Genomic DNA, 15,593 nt, shown 5'->3' on the forward strand with positions numbered 1-15,593 from the left:
ACGGCACCAACGAAGCCCACGAAAGGCCGACTTATGCGACCCGATCTCGCCGTTCTGCCGCCACGCTATCTGCGCACCAAGGAAGCGGCCGCGTTTCTCAGCCTTTCGCCGCGAACACTCGAAAAGCACCGGACCTACGGGACTGGCCCCGCTTACAAGAAGCTCGGTGGCCGGGTAGTCTACTCGGTCGACGATTTGCAGCATTGGGCTGAGCGCGGCGCCGTCACGTCGACCTCCGACCCGCGAGGCACCGTGCTGCCGGCGAAGTGGCATCCGGACGATGTCGTTGCCACGACCGGCCGCCTCGCGCGCTGATCGCAGCCAATCTGCACATGGCGCCCCGCCTCCAATCCCCTCCGGAGCACGGACAGCTCGATCTGTTCCGCACCATCCCTGGCGACATCGCGCCCCGGGACGCGCAGGATCTCATGGCCTATCCATTCTTCTCCCTGTCCAAGACCCACCGCGTCACCCCGATCGACTTTGCCGCCGGCAATGTCTCGATCCGGGTCGAGGCCGTGCCGGATCATGGCATGGCGACCATCTGGGACGCGGACATCCTGATCTGGGCTGCGAGCCAGATTATCGAGGCCCGCGACGCGGGATTCCGAACGTCCCGGCTGATCGTCGCAACGCCCTACGAAGTGCTGCGGTTCATCGGGCGCGGCACGTCCATGCGCGACTACCAGCGCCTGAAAGCCGCGCTGGACCGGCTTCAATCGACCACCGTCGCCACGTCCATTCGCCAGCATGCCGAAGGACGGCGCCACCGCTTTTCCTGGATTAACGAATGGAAGGAGCGCCGGGACAGCAACGGGCGTCCCGACGGCATCGAACTGATCCTGCCCGACTGGTTCTATCAGGCCGTACTCGACGAGGCCCTCGTGCTGACGATCGACCGAGCCTATTTCGATCTCACCGGCGGGCTTGATCGCTGGCTATATCGCCTGGTCCGTAAGCACGGCGGTAAACAGCGCCATGGCTGGCGCTTCGACTTTCGCCATCTGCACCAGAAATCCGGCAGCCTGTCGCCCTTCAAGCGGTTTGCGTTCGAGCTTCGCGACATCGTCCGGCGCCAGCCGCTCCCGGGCTACGTCCTGTTCCTCGAAGTCGAGGCCCGAGGCAGGACCCTGCTCGCCTTCAAACCAGCGATGCCCGGTGGAAAGCCTGTGGACGGCGTCGTGCCATCGGGAACCGCAAGGCCCGTGCCATCAGGAACTTCAGGCTCGTGCCAACGGGAACCCGATGAGGGGTTAAGTCTCGACAGCGCAAGCCGAATTCGCGCCCGTAACTTAGACTCTAACCAAGAATCTAACTTTGAAGAGCGCGCGCGCGATGTGCGCAGCCTCATCGATACGGTCCGCAACAGCCTCACCGTCAATGCGCGGCAGCGGCGATCTCCCGCTGGCGCGCCGTGAACCGATCACTTCCCAACTTTCCTGGAGAACCATCATGACCTGCGCCGCAAGCTCCGGCCAGCAGCACGGCATTGCACCGCTCGCCCGCTCTGCTGACGTCCTGACCCATGTCGAACTAACGCACATCGAACAGCGAATCGAGAACTGGATCAGGTTCGGCCGTCATGTCCGCGAGCAGATCCTTGATCGACGACGGCGCGTGCTTTCCTATCGACCGGGCAGTGTTTTCGGCTTCATTCGCTGGGCCGCCAACGACTTCGGCACCATCGCCTCGCGGATCGACATCGTTCGTACCGTGGCGCCCGGTGAGGCCTATCAGACGCTGCCCTTCATTCGCCCCGGCGGCGAAATCCTGCTGACCGTCGATGGCTGGACCAAGGTCTGCCAGGTGCTTCAGCTGGTCGATGACGTGGAAGCCGTCGGCCTCGATGCCTGCGATGTAGCCCCCGATCACTGGCGTCATGTCGCGAACCGGATGAGCGTCGGTCAGGCACCGCGAGCCTACACGCCAGAGCGCCATCTGGCATGGCTCAAGCGCCAGGAGATCGAAGGATGACCCGCTTCGGTTACGTCATGACGACGTATTTCTCCATGCTGGGAATTGGCATCGCGTCGTTCCTCCCTGTGCCGCTCCGGCTCGTCTGGAATGCGTCGGCCAGTGTCCCAGTAGGTCTCTACGATCTCGAACCCCCGCATGATCTTCGCGTTGGCGATCTGGTCGCCGTGGCACCGTCGCGGCCGCTGGCGGATTTCATGGCGGCGCGCGGCTATCTCGGTCGGGGCGTGCCGCTGATGAAGCATGTTGCGGCATTGCCGGGACAGACCGTCTGTCGGCTGACGAACACGATCACCATTGATGGCGTGGTCTTTGGCGAGGCGCTCGATCACGACCGCAAAGGACGCGGATTGCCGGTTTGGCAGGGCTGTCGCCACATTTCCGCAGGCACTGTCTTCCTGATGAATTCCGCCGTGCGGGACAGTCTCGACGGCCGCTATTTCGGCCCGGTCCCGGCGCGCTCGATCATCGGACGAGCGACGCCAATCTACACGGATGAAACGGCCCGCGGCTAATTCGTCTGGCGCGCAAACGGCCACCAAACGGCGCGCTGACCGCCATCGCCAGGCCGCGCCGTTGCTCACCAATCGGCATTTCAACCTGCAACCCAAGGAGATTCTCCATGCCACAGATCGGCACGTTCACTGAAACGACGGACGGCTTTGTCGGACGCATCCATACCTTCGCCCATTGCCGCGAAATCGACATCGTGCATGCCGAACCATCCGATGCTGACAATGCGCCGGATTATCGCGTTCACCTCCGCCACGCCGACGGCATGGAAGTCGGACCTGAGATCGGTGCGGGCTGGAAACGCACAGGTGAACGCGCTGGCAACTTCATCGCGCTGATCATCGACGATCCCGCTCTCCCGCAGCCCGTTCGCGCCAATCTGTTCCGCGACGGCGCCGATGGCGTGTCCTGGTCGCTGCAATGGAATCGTCTTTCCAAGCGCGATGCACGGGATTGATGCCATGCGCCGCTCCGCACTCCTTTCTCTTTCCGGCCTGATTGGCTTCTGCCTCTTACCGACCGCCACGCTCGCGCAATCGGCTGCGGCCGAGCGCGGAATGCCCGGCGTTCCATTCGGCGAATTCATTGTCGAGGGCGCGTCGCGCTTTGCGATTCCTCCCGCCTGGCTGCACGCCATCATGCATGCGGAAAGTCGCGGCAAGCCTCGCGCCGTTTCGCCCAAGGGCGCGATGGGCCTCATGCAGATCATGCCTGCGACGTGGGATTATCTGCGCGCCCGACACCGATTGGGGGCGGATGCTTTCGACCCGCATGACAACATCATCGCGGGCGCTGGCTATATCCGCGAACTGTTCGATCGCTACGGATCGCCAGGCTGGATCGCTGCCTATAATGCCGGTCCCGGGCGCTATGAAGCTGCGCTCAGGGGCAGACCATTGCCCGCTGAAACGCGTGCCTATATCGCGGTGGTTTCACCTGCGATTGGCCAGGCTGATGCGGTAAATACGACCGCGATTGCCATGGTCGATCGCTTTGCCTGGACACGTTCACCGATCTTCGTTGCACGCGCGGCAGCATCCAGCATGCCATCCACCGGGACCGCCGATCAGCAATTCGCCAAGCCTGCACAGGCCAGCGAACCTGCGGCTCAACCGCAACCGCATGGGCTGTTTGTAGCGCGGGCGGCGGGGGATGGTCTTCGATGATCGATGCATCCGCCCATCGCATCGCCTCGCACGATAGCGGAGGATCGGGGGAGACTGTCACCACGACCGAAGGAGGGCAGGATAAAAGGGCGCACGTTGTGCCCCGGTCGGTTGGTTGCTTTTCCGAGGTTTTTGCGGGCTTCGCACACATTGCGCCGGGTATCGGCAAGGTGCTGAACCCATCGAACAGTCTGATTTTTCACCATCATTTGCACATTGTCCGGTGCGCCGATGGCCGATGACCGCGAGTTTCGCATCCGTCCCGGCCGCGTTCGTTCATCGGGTTCGCAGCGCGCACGGCCGTTCATCGCCCAGGCATTGGGAGCAGCCCAGCGAGCTGGCGGCGGCATCTCGCTGACCGGACGCATCAAGTCAGGCCACACCTCGCGCTTCGGCCGCGGACAACGCGCCAGCATCCAGGCTAACCGGCTCATCACCGCACGCACGCGCGGCGCCGTCGTCAAGGCACGCATCGTTCGGCTCAATGCGCGTAGCGCGCCGCTCGCGACCCATCTCGACTACCTGCGCCGCGAAGGCGTCACCCGCGACGGCGCGAAGGCCCGCCTGTTCGGCGCGGAGCCAGGCCACGTCAATGCTGCCGAGTTTGCAGAGCGCTGCAAGGACGATCGCCATCACTTCCGCTTCATCGTCTCACCTGACGACGCACTGGAGATGCCGGATCTGAAAAGCTTCACCCGGGAACTGGTCGGTCAGATGGAAAGGGATCTCGGCTCCCGGCTCGATTGGGCCGCCGTCGACCATTGGAACACCGAGCATCCTCATGTTCACCTGATCGTTCGCGGCGTGCGTGACGATGGGCAGGATCTCGTCATTGCCCGGGACTACATCAAGGAAGGCTTGCGGGATCGGGCACGCGACCTCATCACGCAGGAACTGGGACTGCGGACCGATCTCGATATACGCCGGTCCCTCGATCAGCAGATCGGCGCCGAACGTTGGACCCAGCTAGATCGGCAACTGGTGCGCGATGGCCGCAGGAGCGGTGTCATCGATGTGGCTCGGCTGCCCGGTGGTGAACCTGATCCGTTCCAGACGCTCAAGGTCGGGCGGCTCCGCAAGCTGGAAACTCTCGGCCTCGCGACGCAGATCGGCCCCGGCCAATGGAACATCGACGACAAGGCCGAAGCGACCTTGCGCGAAATCGGCGAACGCGGCGACATCATCAAGCGCATGCACCGGGCACTGACCGATCGGGGGATCGAGCGCGCGTCGGCGAGTTACGTGCTGGCAGCCGAACATCTTGACCAGCCGGTCGTCGGTCGCCTGGTGGCGCGCGGTCTCGACGATGAGCTGAGGGGCAGTGCCTTTGCCGTGGTCGACGGCCTTGATGGTCGTACCCATCACATCAGGCTTTCCGACCTTGATGCGGCGGGCGACAGTGCGCCGGGCTCGATAGTCGAACTGCGCAGCTTTGACGATGGCCGGAGCATTCGGCGCGTGGCGCTGGCCGTCCGATCTGACATCGACATCGAACATCAGATCACGGCCTCCGGCGCGACCTGGTTGGACCGGCAAGCCATCGCTCGCGCGCCGGCTGCGATGTCCGATAGCGGGTTTGGCGGCGAAGTGCGCGAGGCGCTTGATCGCCGGGCCGAACACCTCATGAAGCAGGGCCTTGCCGTCCAGCACGGCACTCAGGTCCGCTTTGCCAGCAATCTCATCGAGACGTTGCGGCGCCAGGAGATCGCGGCGGTAGGCGAAAAGCTCTCCGCCGAGACCGGCAAGCCCTTCAATCAGAAAGGAGACGGCGAATATGTCGCCGGCTCTTACCGGCAGCGTCTGGCGCTTGCTTCAGGCCGTTTCGCGATGCTCGACGATGGTCTCGGCTTCCAACTCGTGCCCTGGACGCCCGCTCTCGAAAAGCACCTTGGTCGCCACGTCTCGGGCGTGGCCCGCACCGACGGCGGCATCGACTGGAGCTTTGCCCGCAAACGCGGCCTCGGCCTCTGACCGACCCTCTCGAAAGGACTTTCCATGGCCGCCACTAAAATTCTCTGGGGTCAGATCATTGCCGTCTTGGTGATCGTGCTCACGACCACATGGGCCGCGACCGAATGGGTAGCCTGGCGCCTCGCATTCCAGCCGGAACTGGGCAGCCCGTGGTTTCACCTCTTCGGCTTCCCGTTCTATCCGCCTCCCTCGTTCTTCTGGTGGTGGTATGGCTTCGATGCCTATGCCCCGGCCATCTTCATCGAAGGCGCCTATATCGCAGCGTCTGGCGGCATCATCTCGGTCGCCGTTGCGATCGCCATGTCGGTCTGGCGCGCACGCGAAGCGAAGAAGGTCGAGACTTACGGTTCGGCGCGCTGGGCGGAGCCGAATGAGGTTCGCACAGCCGGTCTGCTCGGTCCGGACGGTGTCGTGCTCGGGCGTTTCCACCATGACTATCTGCGGCACGATGGACCGGAGCATGTGCTGTGCTTCGCCCCGACCCGGTCAGGCAAGGGCGTCGGCCTGGTCGTGCCGTCGCTGCTCGCATGGCCGGGCTCCGCCATCGTTCACGACATCAAGGGCGAGAACTGGCAACTCACCGCGGGTTTCCGGGCGCGTTTCGGGCGGGTGCTGCTGTTCGATCCGACCAATGCGAAATCGGCCGCCTACAACCCGCTGCTTGAAGTCCGGCGCGGCGAGTGGGAAGTACGCGACGTTCAGAACATTGCCGACATCTTGGTCGATCCCGAAGGCAGCCTCGAGAAGCGCAATCACTGGGAAAAGACCAGCCATGCCCTGCTGGTAGGCGCGATCCTCCACGTGCTTTACGCCGAAGCCGACAAGACGCTTGCCGGCGTCGCCGCTTTCCTTTCCGATCCCAGGAGGCCCATTGAATCGACCCTCGCCGCGATGATGACGACGGCGCATCTGGGGAAGGACGGCCCGCATCCGGTCATCGCCAGCGCAGCCCGCGAGCTGCTCAACAAATCGGACAATGAGCGCTCTGGCGTGCTGTCCACGGCCATGTCCTTCCTTGGCCTTTATCGTGATCCGGTGGTCGCGGCGGTGACCCGGCGCTGCGACTGGCGCATCACCGATATTGTCGGCGGGCAGCATCCGACGACGCTCTACCTCGTCATCCCGCCATCCGACATCAACCGTACCAAACCGCTCATCCGGCTCTTGCTCAATCAGATCGGGCGCCGTCTCACCGAGGATTTGCAGGCGAAGCGTGGGCGGCACCGGCTGCTCTTGATGCTGGACGAGTTTCCTGCCCTGGGCCGGCTCGACTTCTTCGAAAGCGCGCTTGCCTTCATGGCGGGCTACGGGCTGAAGAGTTTCCTGATCGCGCAGTCCCTGAACCAGATCGAAAAGGCTTACGGCCCCAACAATTCGATCCTCGACAACTGCCACGTCCGTGTGAGTTTCGCGACCAACGACGAGCGCACCGCCAAGCGTGTCTCGGATGCGCTCGGCACTGCCACCGAAATGAAGGCTATGCGCAACTATGCCGGACACCGGCTCTCGCCCTGGCTTGGGCACTTGATGGTGTCTCGCTCGGAAACGGCGCGACCGTTGCTGACGCCGGGCGAGATCATGCAACTGCCACCCGCCGATGAAATCGTGATGGTCGCCGGCATTCCGCCGATCAGAGCCAAAAAGGCGCGCTATTATGAGGACGCGCGCTTCAAGGAGCGGATCTTGCCGCCGCCTGCATTGGCCGCTCCGAAGAAGGTGCAGGCAGACGACTGGACGGGCTTGGCCCTGCCGCCACAGATTGCGTCCGTCCCGGCTTCGCCGCTCGCGAATGGCGACGATGACGATACGACAGATTCCGAGCGTCGCCAGCAGCCCGAGCTTAGCCTTACCCAACCCATCGAGAACCGGCAGCCCGTCCAGAACGAGTTTGATCTCGATGGCGATCGCACCGACGAGGAAGACGATCTGGCCGCGCGAAATCAACGGTTGACCGGGATCATGCAAGGCGTGGCCCGGCAAGCATCGCTCGACTTCGACGACGGTATGGAGATCTGATCACGATGGCCATCCGCAAGAAGAAAGCCCAGATTTCCGTCTATCTCGACCCCGAAGTCATGACGATGCTGGCCGACTATGCTGCTCGCCGCAATCAGTCGCAGTCACTGGTGGCCGAGGCGGCGATTGCTTCTTTCCTTTCGCCCGATGCTGCCGATCGCCGCGAGGCGGCACTGGCAAAGCGTCTCGACCAAATCGATCGGCGAATGATGCGGATGGACCGAGATGTAGGGATAGCGGTGGAGACCCTGGCAGTCTTCATCCGCTTCTGGTTGGCGACCACGCCGACCTTGCCCGAACCGGCGGCACAGGCCGCCCGGGCCAAAGCTGGCGAACGCTATGACGCATTTATCACCGCGCTCGGTCGTCGGCTCGCGAAAGGCCCCAAGTTGCGGCAGGAAATCCCGGAAGACGTGTCTTCCAGCGCTGGTGGTACAGAACGGTGAACGAAGTTCTTACCTGGCCAGTTCGACTGCTATCCCAAGATCGATCTCCGTCCATGCCGCGTCCGTTGTCAGGGCAATGGCCTTGAGTTCACCGGCCAGCGCAAGACAAGCCCGATCCCCCAAGGACAGACCCTTCGATCTGGTGACGTCGCGCAATGCCCCGGCACGCAGAGCCTGCGGTGTGTCGAAATCGCGGACGTCGAGGTCGAGATCGGACAGGCTTTCTTCAATGGAATCGGCGGGCACGCCGCGCTCGGTCAGTTTTGCCACGACCTCGGAGAGATTAACCGTGCTGATGCAGGCGTCGGCAAAGTGCGCCTCGACCGTCTCCGCCCCACGCTCACCCATCATCGCCGCCAGCAATGCCGAGGCATCGAGCACATAACGAACATCACTCATGCCCGGATGCTTGCCTGCGCTCAGCGATCAATTCGTCAGAGAGGCTGATTTCGGCCGGAATATGCGCGCGCAGGCGCGCCTGCACCCGGCTCAGCGCATTGTGCACGGGCCGCACATGCAACTCGCCATCGACGATGCGCAACAAGACCGGGTCGCCATCGGCGAGGCCGAGGGCACGCCGAATGTCGGCCGGAACCTGCAACCGACCTCCGCTCACCAATTTGCCTCGTTGCGCATTCATGTAGCATGTCCTGACATTGTACAGATGATGCCTATCTATACATTTCTTGCAGAGTTGGCAATTGAACTTGCGCGGGGGACATCGTGCCATTCAATCCTCTACCCTTCACAGGCTTCGAACGAACGGGAGCGAGCCTTGATGCCGGTTACAACGGTCACGAAGGGGCTTTGTGACCGTCATAACGTCCATTTTGGCGGCGGGCAGGCGAAATGGTGCGGACGGCATATGCTTCCGTTTTGACCAACGAGGCGAACCCTGCCTGACGCCGGAACTCCGCCGTTTCCCTGTATTTGCACGCCACGCTTCTACTACGACCGAAACCTGTTGAACCGGGCAAATTTCTGGCTCTCTTAATCATCCCCAAGCCGGGGAGCGCCTGTTCTCCCCGCTGAAACGGGGACCCAATGGCGGCTTCACACCATAATTTGCAAAGGTCGGCACGCGGCGCGCGCATGCTGCGCACGGCGCTCGGTCCCGCCATCGCCCGCCTGCTCGAAGACCCCTCAGTCGTCGAAGTCATGCTCAATCCCGACGGACGGCTCTGGGTCGACCGCCTGTCGGAAGGACTCTCCGATACCCGCGAGCATCTGTCTCCCGCCGACGGCGAACGCATCGTTCGCCTGGTCGCGCACCATGTCGGCGTCGAAGTTCATGCCAACGCGCCGCGCGTATCCGCTGAGCTTCCCGAAACGGGGGAGCGGTTCGAGGGCCTGCTCCCACCTGTCGTCGCCGCGCCCACCTTCGCCATCCGCAAGCCTGCCGTCGCGGTCTTTACGCTCGCTGACTATGTGGCGGCCGGGATCATGGCGAGCGATCAGGCCGAGGCCTTGCGCTCAGGCGTTGCCACCCGCTGGAACATCCTGGTCGCGGGCGGCACCTCGACCGGCAAGACCACGCTCACCAACGCGCTCCTGGCCGAAGTCGCGAAGACCGACGATCGCGTCGTCATCATCGAAGATACGCGCGAGCTGCAATGCACCGCGCCGAACCTCGTCGCCATGCGCACCAAGGACGGTGTCGCATCACTGTCCGAGTTGGTGCGTTCGTCGCTCCGTCTTCGTCCCGACCGCATTCCGGTCGGCGAGGTGCGCGGGAGCGAAGCCCTCGATCTCCTCAAAGCCTGGGGCACCGGACATCCCGGCGGAATTGGAACCATTCACGCCGGTAGCGCGATCGGCGCGCTGCGGCGGATGGAGCAACTCATCCAGGAAGCCGTCGTCACCGTGCCTCGCGCCCTCATCGCCGAGACCATCGACCTTGTCGCCGTTCTGGCTGGTCGCGGCGCCTCGCGCCGTCTCGTCGAACTCGCCCGCATCGAGGGCCTTGGCCCGAACGGCGACTACCGCGTCACCCCCATCATCCCTCAGCCCCAAGAAGGAGCTTGCCCATGAATGCGCCTGTCCGCCGCCCGTATCGCCGCCTGACGACGGCTTTGTCCGCGCTCGTCCTCACCACCATGATGGCGCCTGCGGCCCACGCCTCGGGCTCCTCCATGCCGTGGGAGGCGCCGCTGCAATCGATCCTTCAGTCGATCGAAGGGCCGGTCGCCAAGATCATCGCGGTGATCATCATCATTACCACCGGCCTGACGCTGGCGTTCGGCGACACCTCGGGCGGTTTCCGCCGGCTGATCCAGATCGTCTTCGGCCTTTCGATCGCGTTCGCCGCATCGAGCTTCTTCCTGTCGTTTTTCTCGTTCGGCGGCGGGGCACTGGTCTGATGATCGGCGGTGTGGATCAGGGCGGCGAGATCGCGGGCTATACGGTCCCGGTTCACAGGGCGCTCACAGAGCCAATCCTGCTCGGCGGCGCACCGCGCGGTCTCGCCATCCTGAACGGCACGCTCGCCGGCGCTGTCGGCCTCGGCCTGCGTCTCTGGCTCATCGGCATCGGGATCTGGGCCATCGGCCATGTCGTCGCGGTCTGGGCCGCCAAACGCGATCCGCTCTTCGTCGATGTGGTGCGTCGCCATCTGCGCATCCCCGGCCATCTTTCCGTCTGAGGGGGCACAGATGTTCAACCTGGCCGAATACCGCAACCGCAACAGCCGGCTCGCCGACTTCCTGCCCTGGGCGGCTCTGGTCGGCCAAGGCATCGTGCTCAACAAGGACGGCAGCTTCCAAAGGACTGCGCAGTTCCGCGGGCCGGATCTCGACTCCGCAGTGCCTGCCGAACTGGTCGCTGTGGCAGGACGGCTGAATAACGCCTTCCGCCGCCTCGGATCGGGCTGGGCGATCTTCGTAGAAGCCGATCGCCACGCCGCCGCCCACTATCCTGACTGCCGGTTTCCCGACGCTGCCTCGGCACTGGTCGATGCCGAGCGCAAGGCTGATTTCGAGGAAGCCGGCGCGCACTTTGAGTCCGCCTACTTCATGACGATCTGCTATCTGCCGCCGGCGGAAGACGCGTCCCGCGCAGAGACCTGGCTCTACGAAGGCCGGGAGAATTCCGGCATCGAACCCTTCGAAGTCCTGAGCAGCTTTGCAGACCGCACCGATCGCATCCTGCGGCTGATCGAAACCTTCATGCCCGAATGCCGATGGCTCGATGACGCCCAAACGCTGACCTACCTCCACGGCTGCGTCTCGACCAAGCGGCATCGGGTCCGCGTTCCCGAAACACCGATGTACCTCGATGCCCTACTCGCCGATCAGCCACTGACCGGCGGCCTCGAACCCCGCCTTGGACCATCGCATCTGCGGGTTCTTACCATCACCGGCTTTCCGACTGCCACCACGCCGGGCCTGCTCGACGAGCTGAACCGGCTGGCCTTTCCCTATCGCTGGTCGACCCGTGCGATCCTCCTCGACAAGACCGATGCCACCAAGTTGCTCACGAAAATCCGGCGCCAATGGTTTGCCAAGCGCAAGAATGTCGCCGCGATCCTCAAAGAGGTGATGACCAACGAGGCATCGGTCCTCGTCGATACCGACGCTGCAAACAAGGCGGCAGATGCCGATCTCGCGCTTCAGGAACTCGGCGCCGACTATGCCGGCATGGCCTATGTCACGGCCACGGTCACCGTGTGGGACGCCGATCCGCGCACCGCAGACGAGAAGCTGCGCCTCGTCGAGAAGGTCATCCAGGGCCGGGACTTCACCGCCAGCCCGGAGACCATCAACGCGGTCGATGCCTGGCTCGGTTCCCTGCCGGGGCATGTATACGCCAATGTCCGGCAGCCGCCCATCAGCACTTTGAACCTCGCCCACATGATACCCTTGTCAGCGGTGTGGGCGGGGCCGGAACGGGACGAGCATTTTGCAGCGCCCCCACTGCTCTTCGGCAAGACCGAAGGCTCGACCCCGTTCCGGTTTTCCCTTCACGTCGGCGATGTCGGGCACACGCTCGTCGTCGGCCCGACCGGCGCGGGCAAGTCCGTTCTCCTGGCCCTCATGGCGCTCCAGTTCCGGCGCTACCCCGGTGCCCAGGTCTTTGCCTTCGATTTCGGAGGTTCGATCCGGGCGGCGGCGCTCGCCATGGGCGGGGACTGGCACGATCTCGGCGGAGGGCTCACCGATGCCGCACAGACATCCGTCAACCTGCAACCGCTCGCGCGCACGGCTGATCTGGCCGAAAGGGGGTGGGCTGCTGACTGGATCGGCGCGATCCTGACGCGCGAAGGCGTCGCAATGACGCCCGACGTGAAGGAGCACGTCTGGACGGCGCTGACCTCGCTGGCCTCGGCGCCCGTCGATGAGCGGACTATCACCGGACTTGCCGTGCTGCTCCAGTCCAATGACCTGAAGCAAGCCCTTCGGCCCTATTGCGTGGGCGGCGCCTATGGCCGTCTGCTCGATGCCGAGGCTGAATATCTCGGCAGCGCCACGGTGCAGGCCTTCGAGACCGAGGGGCTCATCGGCACCGGGGCGGCATCCGCGGTCCTGGCCTATCTCTTCCACCGGATCGAAGACCGGCTCGACGGATCGCCAACACTCATCATCATCGACGAAGGCTGGCTCGCGCTCGACGACGAAGGATTTGCCAGCCAGCTTCGCGAATGGCTGAAAACACTGCGCAAGAAGAACGCCAGCGTCATCTTCGCTACACAGTCGCTGTCCGACATCGACGGCTCGCCCATCGCGCCAGCCATCATCGAAAGCTGCCAGACGCGGTTATTGCTGCCCAACGAGCGCGCGATCGAGCCGCAGATAACCGCGATCTACCGCCGCTTCGGGCTCAATGATCGCCAGATCGAGATCATCGCGCGGGCCGCTCCCAAGCGCGATTATTACTGCCAGTCGCGGCGCGGCAATCGGCTGTTCGAGCTGGGGCTGTCCGATGTCGCCATCGCCCTTTGCGCGGCCTCATCGAAGACCGATCAGGCTGCAATCGCTGAAATCCTCAGCCAGCACGGGCGCGAAGCCTTCCTCGTTCAATGGCTTCGTCATCGTGGTCTGGGCTGGGCTGCTGACCTCGTCCCCAACCTCACCAATCAGGAAACACGCCCATGAAACCGCGCCGTTCCCGCAGCGTGCGGCTCGCCGCCGCATTGCTCGCCGCCCCCGTCGTTCTCACCCCGATGCTCGCCACGCCGGCCTACGCTCAGTTCGGCGGCATTGTATTCGATCCGTCGAACTATGCGCAGAACGTGCTGACCGCGGCGCGCTCGCTCCAGCAGATCACCAACCAGATCACCTCTCTGCAAAATCAGGCGCAGTCGCTGATCAACCAGGCCCGCAATCTGGCGAGCCTGCCATATTCGGCGCTCCAGCAGCTCCAGCAATCGGTGCAGCGCACCCAGTCGCTCCTCAATCAAGCGCAGAACATCGCCTATGACGTGCAGACGATCGATCGCGCTTTCCAGCTCAAATACGGCAGCACCGCCATGTCGGCGAGCGATACCCAGCTGATCGCGGATGCGCGCTCGCGCTGGCAGAATACGGTCGGCGGTTTGCAGGATGCCATGCGCGTGCAGGCCGGTGTCGTGGGCAATATCGACACCAACCGCACCCAGATGTCGGCCCTGATCGGCCAGAGCCAGGGCGCGACCGGAGCCTTGCAGGCGGCGCAGGCCGGCAATCAGCTTCTCGCGCTCCAGGCTCAGCAACTGGCCGACCTTACTGCGCTGATCGCGGCCAACGGCCGGGCGCAGGCGCTTCAGTCAGCCGAACAGGCGGCTGCGGCCGCGCAGGGTCAGGAGCAGCGCCGCAGGTTCCTGACGCCGGGCAGCGGCTACCAGCCCGGCACCGCCAAAATGTTCCAATCGGGCAACTGAGGCCAGACGATGGACGGCAAGACCCTCGCACGCATCGGTGCAGTCGTCTTCGTGGCCCTCGCGGTCACGGCGACTGCGATCGATATGAACCGCAGCGATGCAGGTCCGGAAACGACCACAAAGAAGCCGCCGTCCATCGTCCGGCACGACCCGCTGGATGACCAACTTGCCCGCTGTTCGCAGGCAGGCGAAGTAGGAGCTAGCGATCCCCAATGCCTCAAGGCATGGGCTGACAATAGGCGCCGCTTCCTCGGAACTGCGCCTGCGCCGGACCCGTTCTCAACCGACCGGCCGGAGGTCCGCTGATCATGGGCGACACCGGCGTCATCGACCATTTCCTCGAGGTCTTCACCCGCTACATCGATGGTGGTTTCGGGCTTCTGCATGGCGAAGTCGCATTCATTGCGACGACGTTGGTGGTCATCGACGTAACCCTTGCCGCGCTGATCTGGTCGTGGGGTGCCGACGACGACATCATGGCGCGTCTCGTCAAGAAGACCCTGTTCGTGGGCATGTTCGCCTACATCATCGGCAACTGGAACAACCTTGCCCGCATCGTCTTCGAAAGCTTCGCCGGCCTCGGCCTGAAAGCGAGCGGAACAGGGTTCAGCACCGCAGATCTCCTGCGCCCCGGCAAGGTCGCGCAGACGGGCCTCGATGCCGGGCGGCCGCTGCTCGATTCCATCTCAGACCTGATGGGCTACTGGTCGTTCTTCGAGAACTTCATCCAGATCGCCTGCATGCTGTTCGCCTGGGCGCTCGTGCTGCTCGCCTTCTTCGTCCTCGCCATCCAGCTCTTCGTCACCCTGATCGAGTTCAAGCTGACGACGCTGGCCGGGTTCGTGCTCATCCCCTTCGGCCTGTTCGGCAAAAGCGCCTTCATGGCCGAACGGGTGCTCGGCAACGTCATCTCGTCGGGGATCAAAGTCCTCGTTCTCGCCGTGATCATCGGTATCGGCTCGACGCTCTTTTCCGAATTCACCGCCGGCTTCGGCGGGACAACACCCACCATTGATGATGCCATGGCGATCGTCCTTGCGGCGCTATCGCTGCTCGGCCTTGGCATCTTCGGGCCGGGCATCGCCAATGGCATCGTATCGGGCGGCCCGCAGCTTGGCGCAGGCGCCGCCATCGGATCAGGCCTTGCCGCTGGCGGCATGGCCGTCGCCGGGGCCGCCGCCGCGGGTGCTGTCGCATCGGGCGGAGCCGCCCTTGCCGGCGGTGCGGCCGCTGCCGCGCGTGGCGGCGCTACGCTCGCGGGCGGTGCGTCGACCGCGTACAGCCTCGGTGCAGCCGGACAATCTGGCGTTGGAGGTGTGGCGTCTGGCCTGGGCAATGTCGCCAGTACCGGCGCGCAGGCTGCCGCTTCGCCCTTCAAACGCGCAGCATCGAAGGCCACCGAAAGCCTGAAATCGAGTTACCAGTCCGGCGCCAATGCTGCTGCCGAGATCGCGGGCGCCACAGCTGATGCAGAACCGGCGGCTGCCGCTGCTGCAACCACCGTAGCTGCCGAGGGCCAGCCCGACTGGGCCAAGCGCATGAAGCGCAATCAGCAGCTTTCCCAGGGCGTTCAGGTCGCCGCGCACGCCGTCAAATCGGGCGACAGCCACGGCGGCGGTGCTTCCATCAACCTCTCAGAAAGCGACTGAACCA

General features: G+C 64.0%; 17 protein-coding genes and 1 pseudogene. 16 read left to right on the top strand and 2 right to left on the bottom strand.

What is annotated here, in order from left to right; genetic code table 11:
• The first annotated feature begins 33 nt into the window (after positions 1–33).
• From EQG66_RS02920 to EQG66_RS02960, 9 genes and pseudogenes are all read left to right on the top strand, one after another.
• Positions 34–315, top strand: coding sequence for a helix-turn-helix transcriptional regulator (locus tag EQG66_RS02920; RefSeq protein WP_129403053.1), 282 nt, complete (start codon positions 34–36; stop codon positions 313–315).
• A 17-nt stretch (positions 316–332) separates the two neighbouring features.
• A pseudogene (locus EQG66_RS02925) lies at positions 333–1,148 on the top strand (replication initiator protein A); the annotation flags it as partial.
• A gap of 304 nt (positions 1,149–1,452) precedes the next feature.
• Positions 1,453–1,974, top strand: a complete 522-nt coding sequence (locus EQG66_RS02930; RefSeq protein ID WP_129403055.1) for a DUF2840 domain-containing protein — start codon at positions 1,453–1,455, stop codon at positions 1,972–1,974.
• The gene (locus EQG66_RS02935; protein WP_129403056.1) at positions 1,971–2,489 is read left to right on the top strand and encodes a S26 family signal peptidase; all 519 of its coding nucleotides are present in this window, start codon (positions 1,971–1,973) and stop codon (positions 2,487–2,489) included. The genes EQG66_RS02930 and EQG66_RS02935 overlap by 4 nt, the downstream gene beginning before the upstream one ends.
• Positions 2,490–2,596: 107 nt before the next feature.
• On the top strand, positions 2,597–2,944 hold the full coding sequence (locus EQG66_RS02940; protein ID WP_129403057.1) for a DUF736 domain-containing protein: 348 nt from the start codon (positions 2,597–2,599) through the stop codon (positions 2,942–2,944).
• A gap of 4 nt (positions 2,945–2,948) precedes the next feature.
• The gene (locus EQG66_RS02945) at positions 2,949–3,653 is read left to right on the top strand and encodes a lytic transglycosylase domain-containing protein (protein WP_129403058.1); all 705 of its coding nucleotides are present in this window, start codon (positions 2,949–2,951) and stop codon (positions 3,651–3,653) included.
• Between the two features lie 231 nt (positions 3,654–3,884).
• Positions 3,885–5,624, top strand: a complete 1,740-nt coding sequence (locus EQG66_RS02950; RefSeq protein ID WP_129403059.1) for a relaxase/mobilization nuclease domain-containing protein — start codon at positions 3,885–3,887, stop codon at positions 5,622–5,624.
• A 24-nt stretch (positions 5,625–5,648) separates the two neighbouring features.
• Positions 5,649–7,640 carry a conjugal transfer protein TraG gene (locus EQG66_RS02955; RefSeq protein WP_129403060.1) on the top strand — a complete coding sequence of 664 codons (1,992 nt, stop codon included), beginning with the start codon at positions 5,649–5,651 and terminating at the stop codon, positions 7,638–7,640.
• 5 nt (positions 7,641–7,645) lie between these two features.
• Positions 7,646–8,086 carry a CopG family transcriptional regulator gene (locus tag EQG66_RS02960; protein WP_129403061.1) on the top strand — a complete coding sequence of 147 codons (441 nt, stop codon included), beginning with the start codon at positions 7,646–7,648 and terminating at the stop codon, positions 8,084–8,086.
• Positions 8,087–8,095: 9 nt separating this feature from the next.
• Here EQG66_RS02960 and EQG66_RS02965 read toward each other — a convergent pair whose 3' ends face one another.
• Both EQG66_RS02965 and EQG66_RS02970 read right to left on the bottom strand, forming a co-directional pair.
• The gene (locus tag EQG66_RS02965; RefSeq protein WP_129403062.1) at positions 8,096–8,485 is read right to left on the bottom strand and encodes a type II toxin-antitoxin system VapC family toxin; all 390 of its coding nucleotides are present in this window, start codon (positions 8,483–8,485) and stop codon (positions 8,096–8,098) included.
• Positions 8,478–8,726: an AbrB/MazE/SpoVT family DNA-binding domain-containing protein gene (locus EQG66_RS02970; protein WP_129403063.1), complete on the bottom strand. Its 249-nt coding sequence runs from the start codon at positions 8,724–8,726 to the stop codon at positions 8,478–8,480. Before EQG66_RS02970 ends, EQG66_RS02965 begins: the two co-directional genes overlap by 8 nt.
• Before the next feature lie 404 nt (positions 8,727–9,130).
• On the opposite strand from EQG66_RS02970, the gene trbB reads away from it, so the two are divergent.
• From trbB to trbL, 7 genes are read left to right on the top strand one after another with little or no spacing between them, the layout of a single operon-like run.
• A complete protein-coding gene (gene trbB, locus EQG66_RS02975) occupies positions 9,131–10,117 on the top strand; it encodes a P-type conjugative transfer ATPase TrbB (RefSeq protein WP_129403064.1) in 987 nt (328 codons plus the stop codon).
• Positions 10,114–10,446: a TrbC/VirB2 family type IV secretion system protein gene (locus EQG66_RS02980; protein WP_129403065.1), complete on the top strand. Its 333-nt coding sequence runs from the start codon at positions 10,114–10,116 to the stop codon at positions 10,444–10,446. The genes trbB and EQG66_RS02980 overlap by 4 nt, the downstream gene beginning before the upstream one ends.
• Entirely contained in the window at positions 10,446–10,727 is a 282-nt protein-coding gene (locus tag EQG66_RS02985; RefSeq protein WP_129403066.1) for a VirB3 family type IV secretion system protein, read from the top strand. The genes EQG66_RS02980 and EQG66_RS02985 overlap by 1 nt, the downstream gene beginning before the upstream one ends.
• Positions 10,728–10,737: 10 nt before the next feature.
• Positions 10,738–13,176: a conjugal transfer protein TrbE gene (gene trbE / locus EQG66_RS02990; protein ID WP_129403067.1), complete on the top strand. Its 2,439-nt coding sequence runs from the start codon at positions 10,738–10,740 to the stop codon at positions 13,174–13,176.
• Positions 13,173–13,940, top strand: coding sequence for a P-type conjugative transfer protein TrbJ (gene trbJ / locus EQG66_RS02995; RefSeq protein ID WP_129403068.1), 768 nt, complete (start codon positions 13,173–13,175; stop codon positions 13,938–13,940). Before trbE ends, trbJ begins: the two co-directional genes overlap by 4 nt.
• A gap of 9 nt (positions 13,941–13,949) precedes the next feature.
• Positions 13,950–14,246, top strand: a complete 297-nt coding sequence (gene trbK-alt, locus EQG66_RS03000; protein WP_129403069.1) for a putative entry exclusion protein TrbK-alt — start codon at positions 13,950–13,952, stop codon at positions 14,244–14,246.
• Positions 14,247–14,248: 2 nt separating this feature from the next.
• Entirely contained in the window at positions 14,249–15,589 is a 1,341-nt protein-coding gene (gene trbL / locus EQG66_RS03005) for a P-type conjugative transfer protein TrbL (RefSeq protein ID WP_129403070.1), read from the top strand.
• The last annotated feature ends 4 nt before the right edge of the window (positions 15,590–15,593 follow it).

Source organism: Sphingobium fluviale, from assembly GCF_004122115.1.
Classification (GTDB): domain Bacteria; phylum Pseudomonadota; class Alphaproteobacteria; order Sphingomonadales; family Sphingomonadaceae; genus Sphingobium; species Sphingobium fluviale.

Coding starts and splice junctions, on each gene's coding strand:
- EQG66_RS02960 (WP_129403061.1), top strand. CDS start 7,646: ATGGCCATCCGCAAGAAGAAAGCCCAGATTTCCGTCTATCTCGACCCC.
- EQG66_RS02930 (WP_129403055.1), top strand. CDS start 1,453: ATGACCTGCGCCGCAAGCTCCGGCCAGCAGCACGGCATTGCACCGCTC.
- EQG66_RS02945 (WP_129403058.1), top strand. CDS start 2,949: ATGCGCCGCTCCGCACTCCTTTCTCTTTCCGGCCTGATTGGCTTCTGC.
- EQG66_RS02935 (WP_129403056.1), top strand. CDS start 1,971: ATGACCCGCTTCGGTTACGTCATGACGACGTATTTCTCCATGCTGGGA.
- trbK-alt (WP_129403069.1), top strand. CDS start 13,950: ATGGACGGCAAGACCCTCGCACGCATCGGTGCAGTCGTCTTCGTGGCC.
- trbL (WP_129403070.1), top strand. CDS start 14,249: ATGGGCGACACCGGCGTCATCGACCATTTCCTCGAGGTCTTCACCCGC.
- EQG66_RS02950 (WP_129403059.1), top strand. CDS start 3,885: ATGGCCGATGACCGCGAGTTTCGCATCCGTCCCGGCCGCGTTCGTTCA.
- EQG66_RS02955 (WP_129403060.1), top strand. CDS start 5,649: ATGGCCGCCACTAAAATTCTCTGGGGTCAGATCATTGCCGTCTTGGTG.
- trbE (WP_129403067.1), top strand. CDS start 10,738: ATGTTCAACCTGGCCGAATACCGCAACCGCAACAGCCGGCTCGCCGAC.
- trbJ (WP_129403068.1), top strand. CDS start 13,173: ATGAAACCGCGCCGTTCCCGCAGCGTGCGGCTCGCCGCCGCATTGCTC.
- EQG66_RS02920 (WP_129403053.1), top strand. CDS start 34: ATGCGACCCGATCTCGCCGTTCTGCCGCCACGCTATCTGCGCACCAAG.
- EQG66_RS02970 (WP_129403063.1), bottom strand. CDS start 8,726: ATGAATGCGCAACGAGGCAAATTGGTGAGCGGAGGTCGGTTGCAGGTT.
- EQG66_RS02985 (WP_129403066.1), top strand. CDS start 10,446: ATGATCGGCGGTGTGGATCAGGGCGGCGAGATCGCGGGCTATACGGTC.
- EQG66_RS02965 (WP_129403062.1), bottom strand. CDS start 8,485: ATGAGTGATGTTCGTTATGTGCTCGATGCCTCGGCATTGCTGGCGGCG.
- EQG66_RS02940 (WP_129403057.1), top strand. CDS start 2,597: ATGCCACAGATCGGCACGTTCACTGAAACGACGGACGGCTTTGTCGGA.
- trbB (WP_129403064.1), top strand. CDS start 9,131: ATGGCGGCTTCACACCATAATTTGCAAAGGTCGGCACGCGGCGCGCGC.
- EQG66_RS02980 (WP_129403065.1), top strand. CDS start 10,114: ATGAATGCGCCTGTCCGCCGCCCGTATCGCCGCCTGACGACGGCTTTG.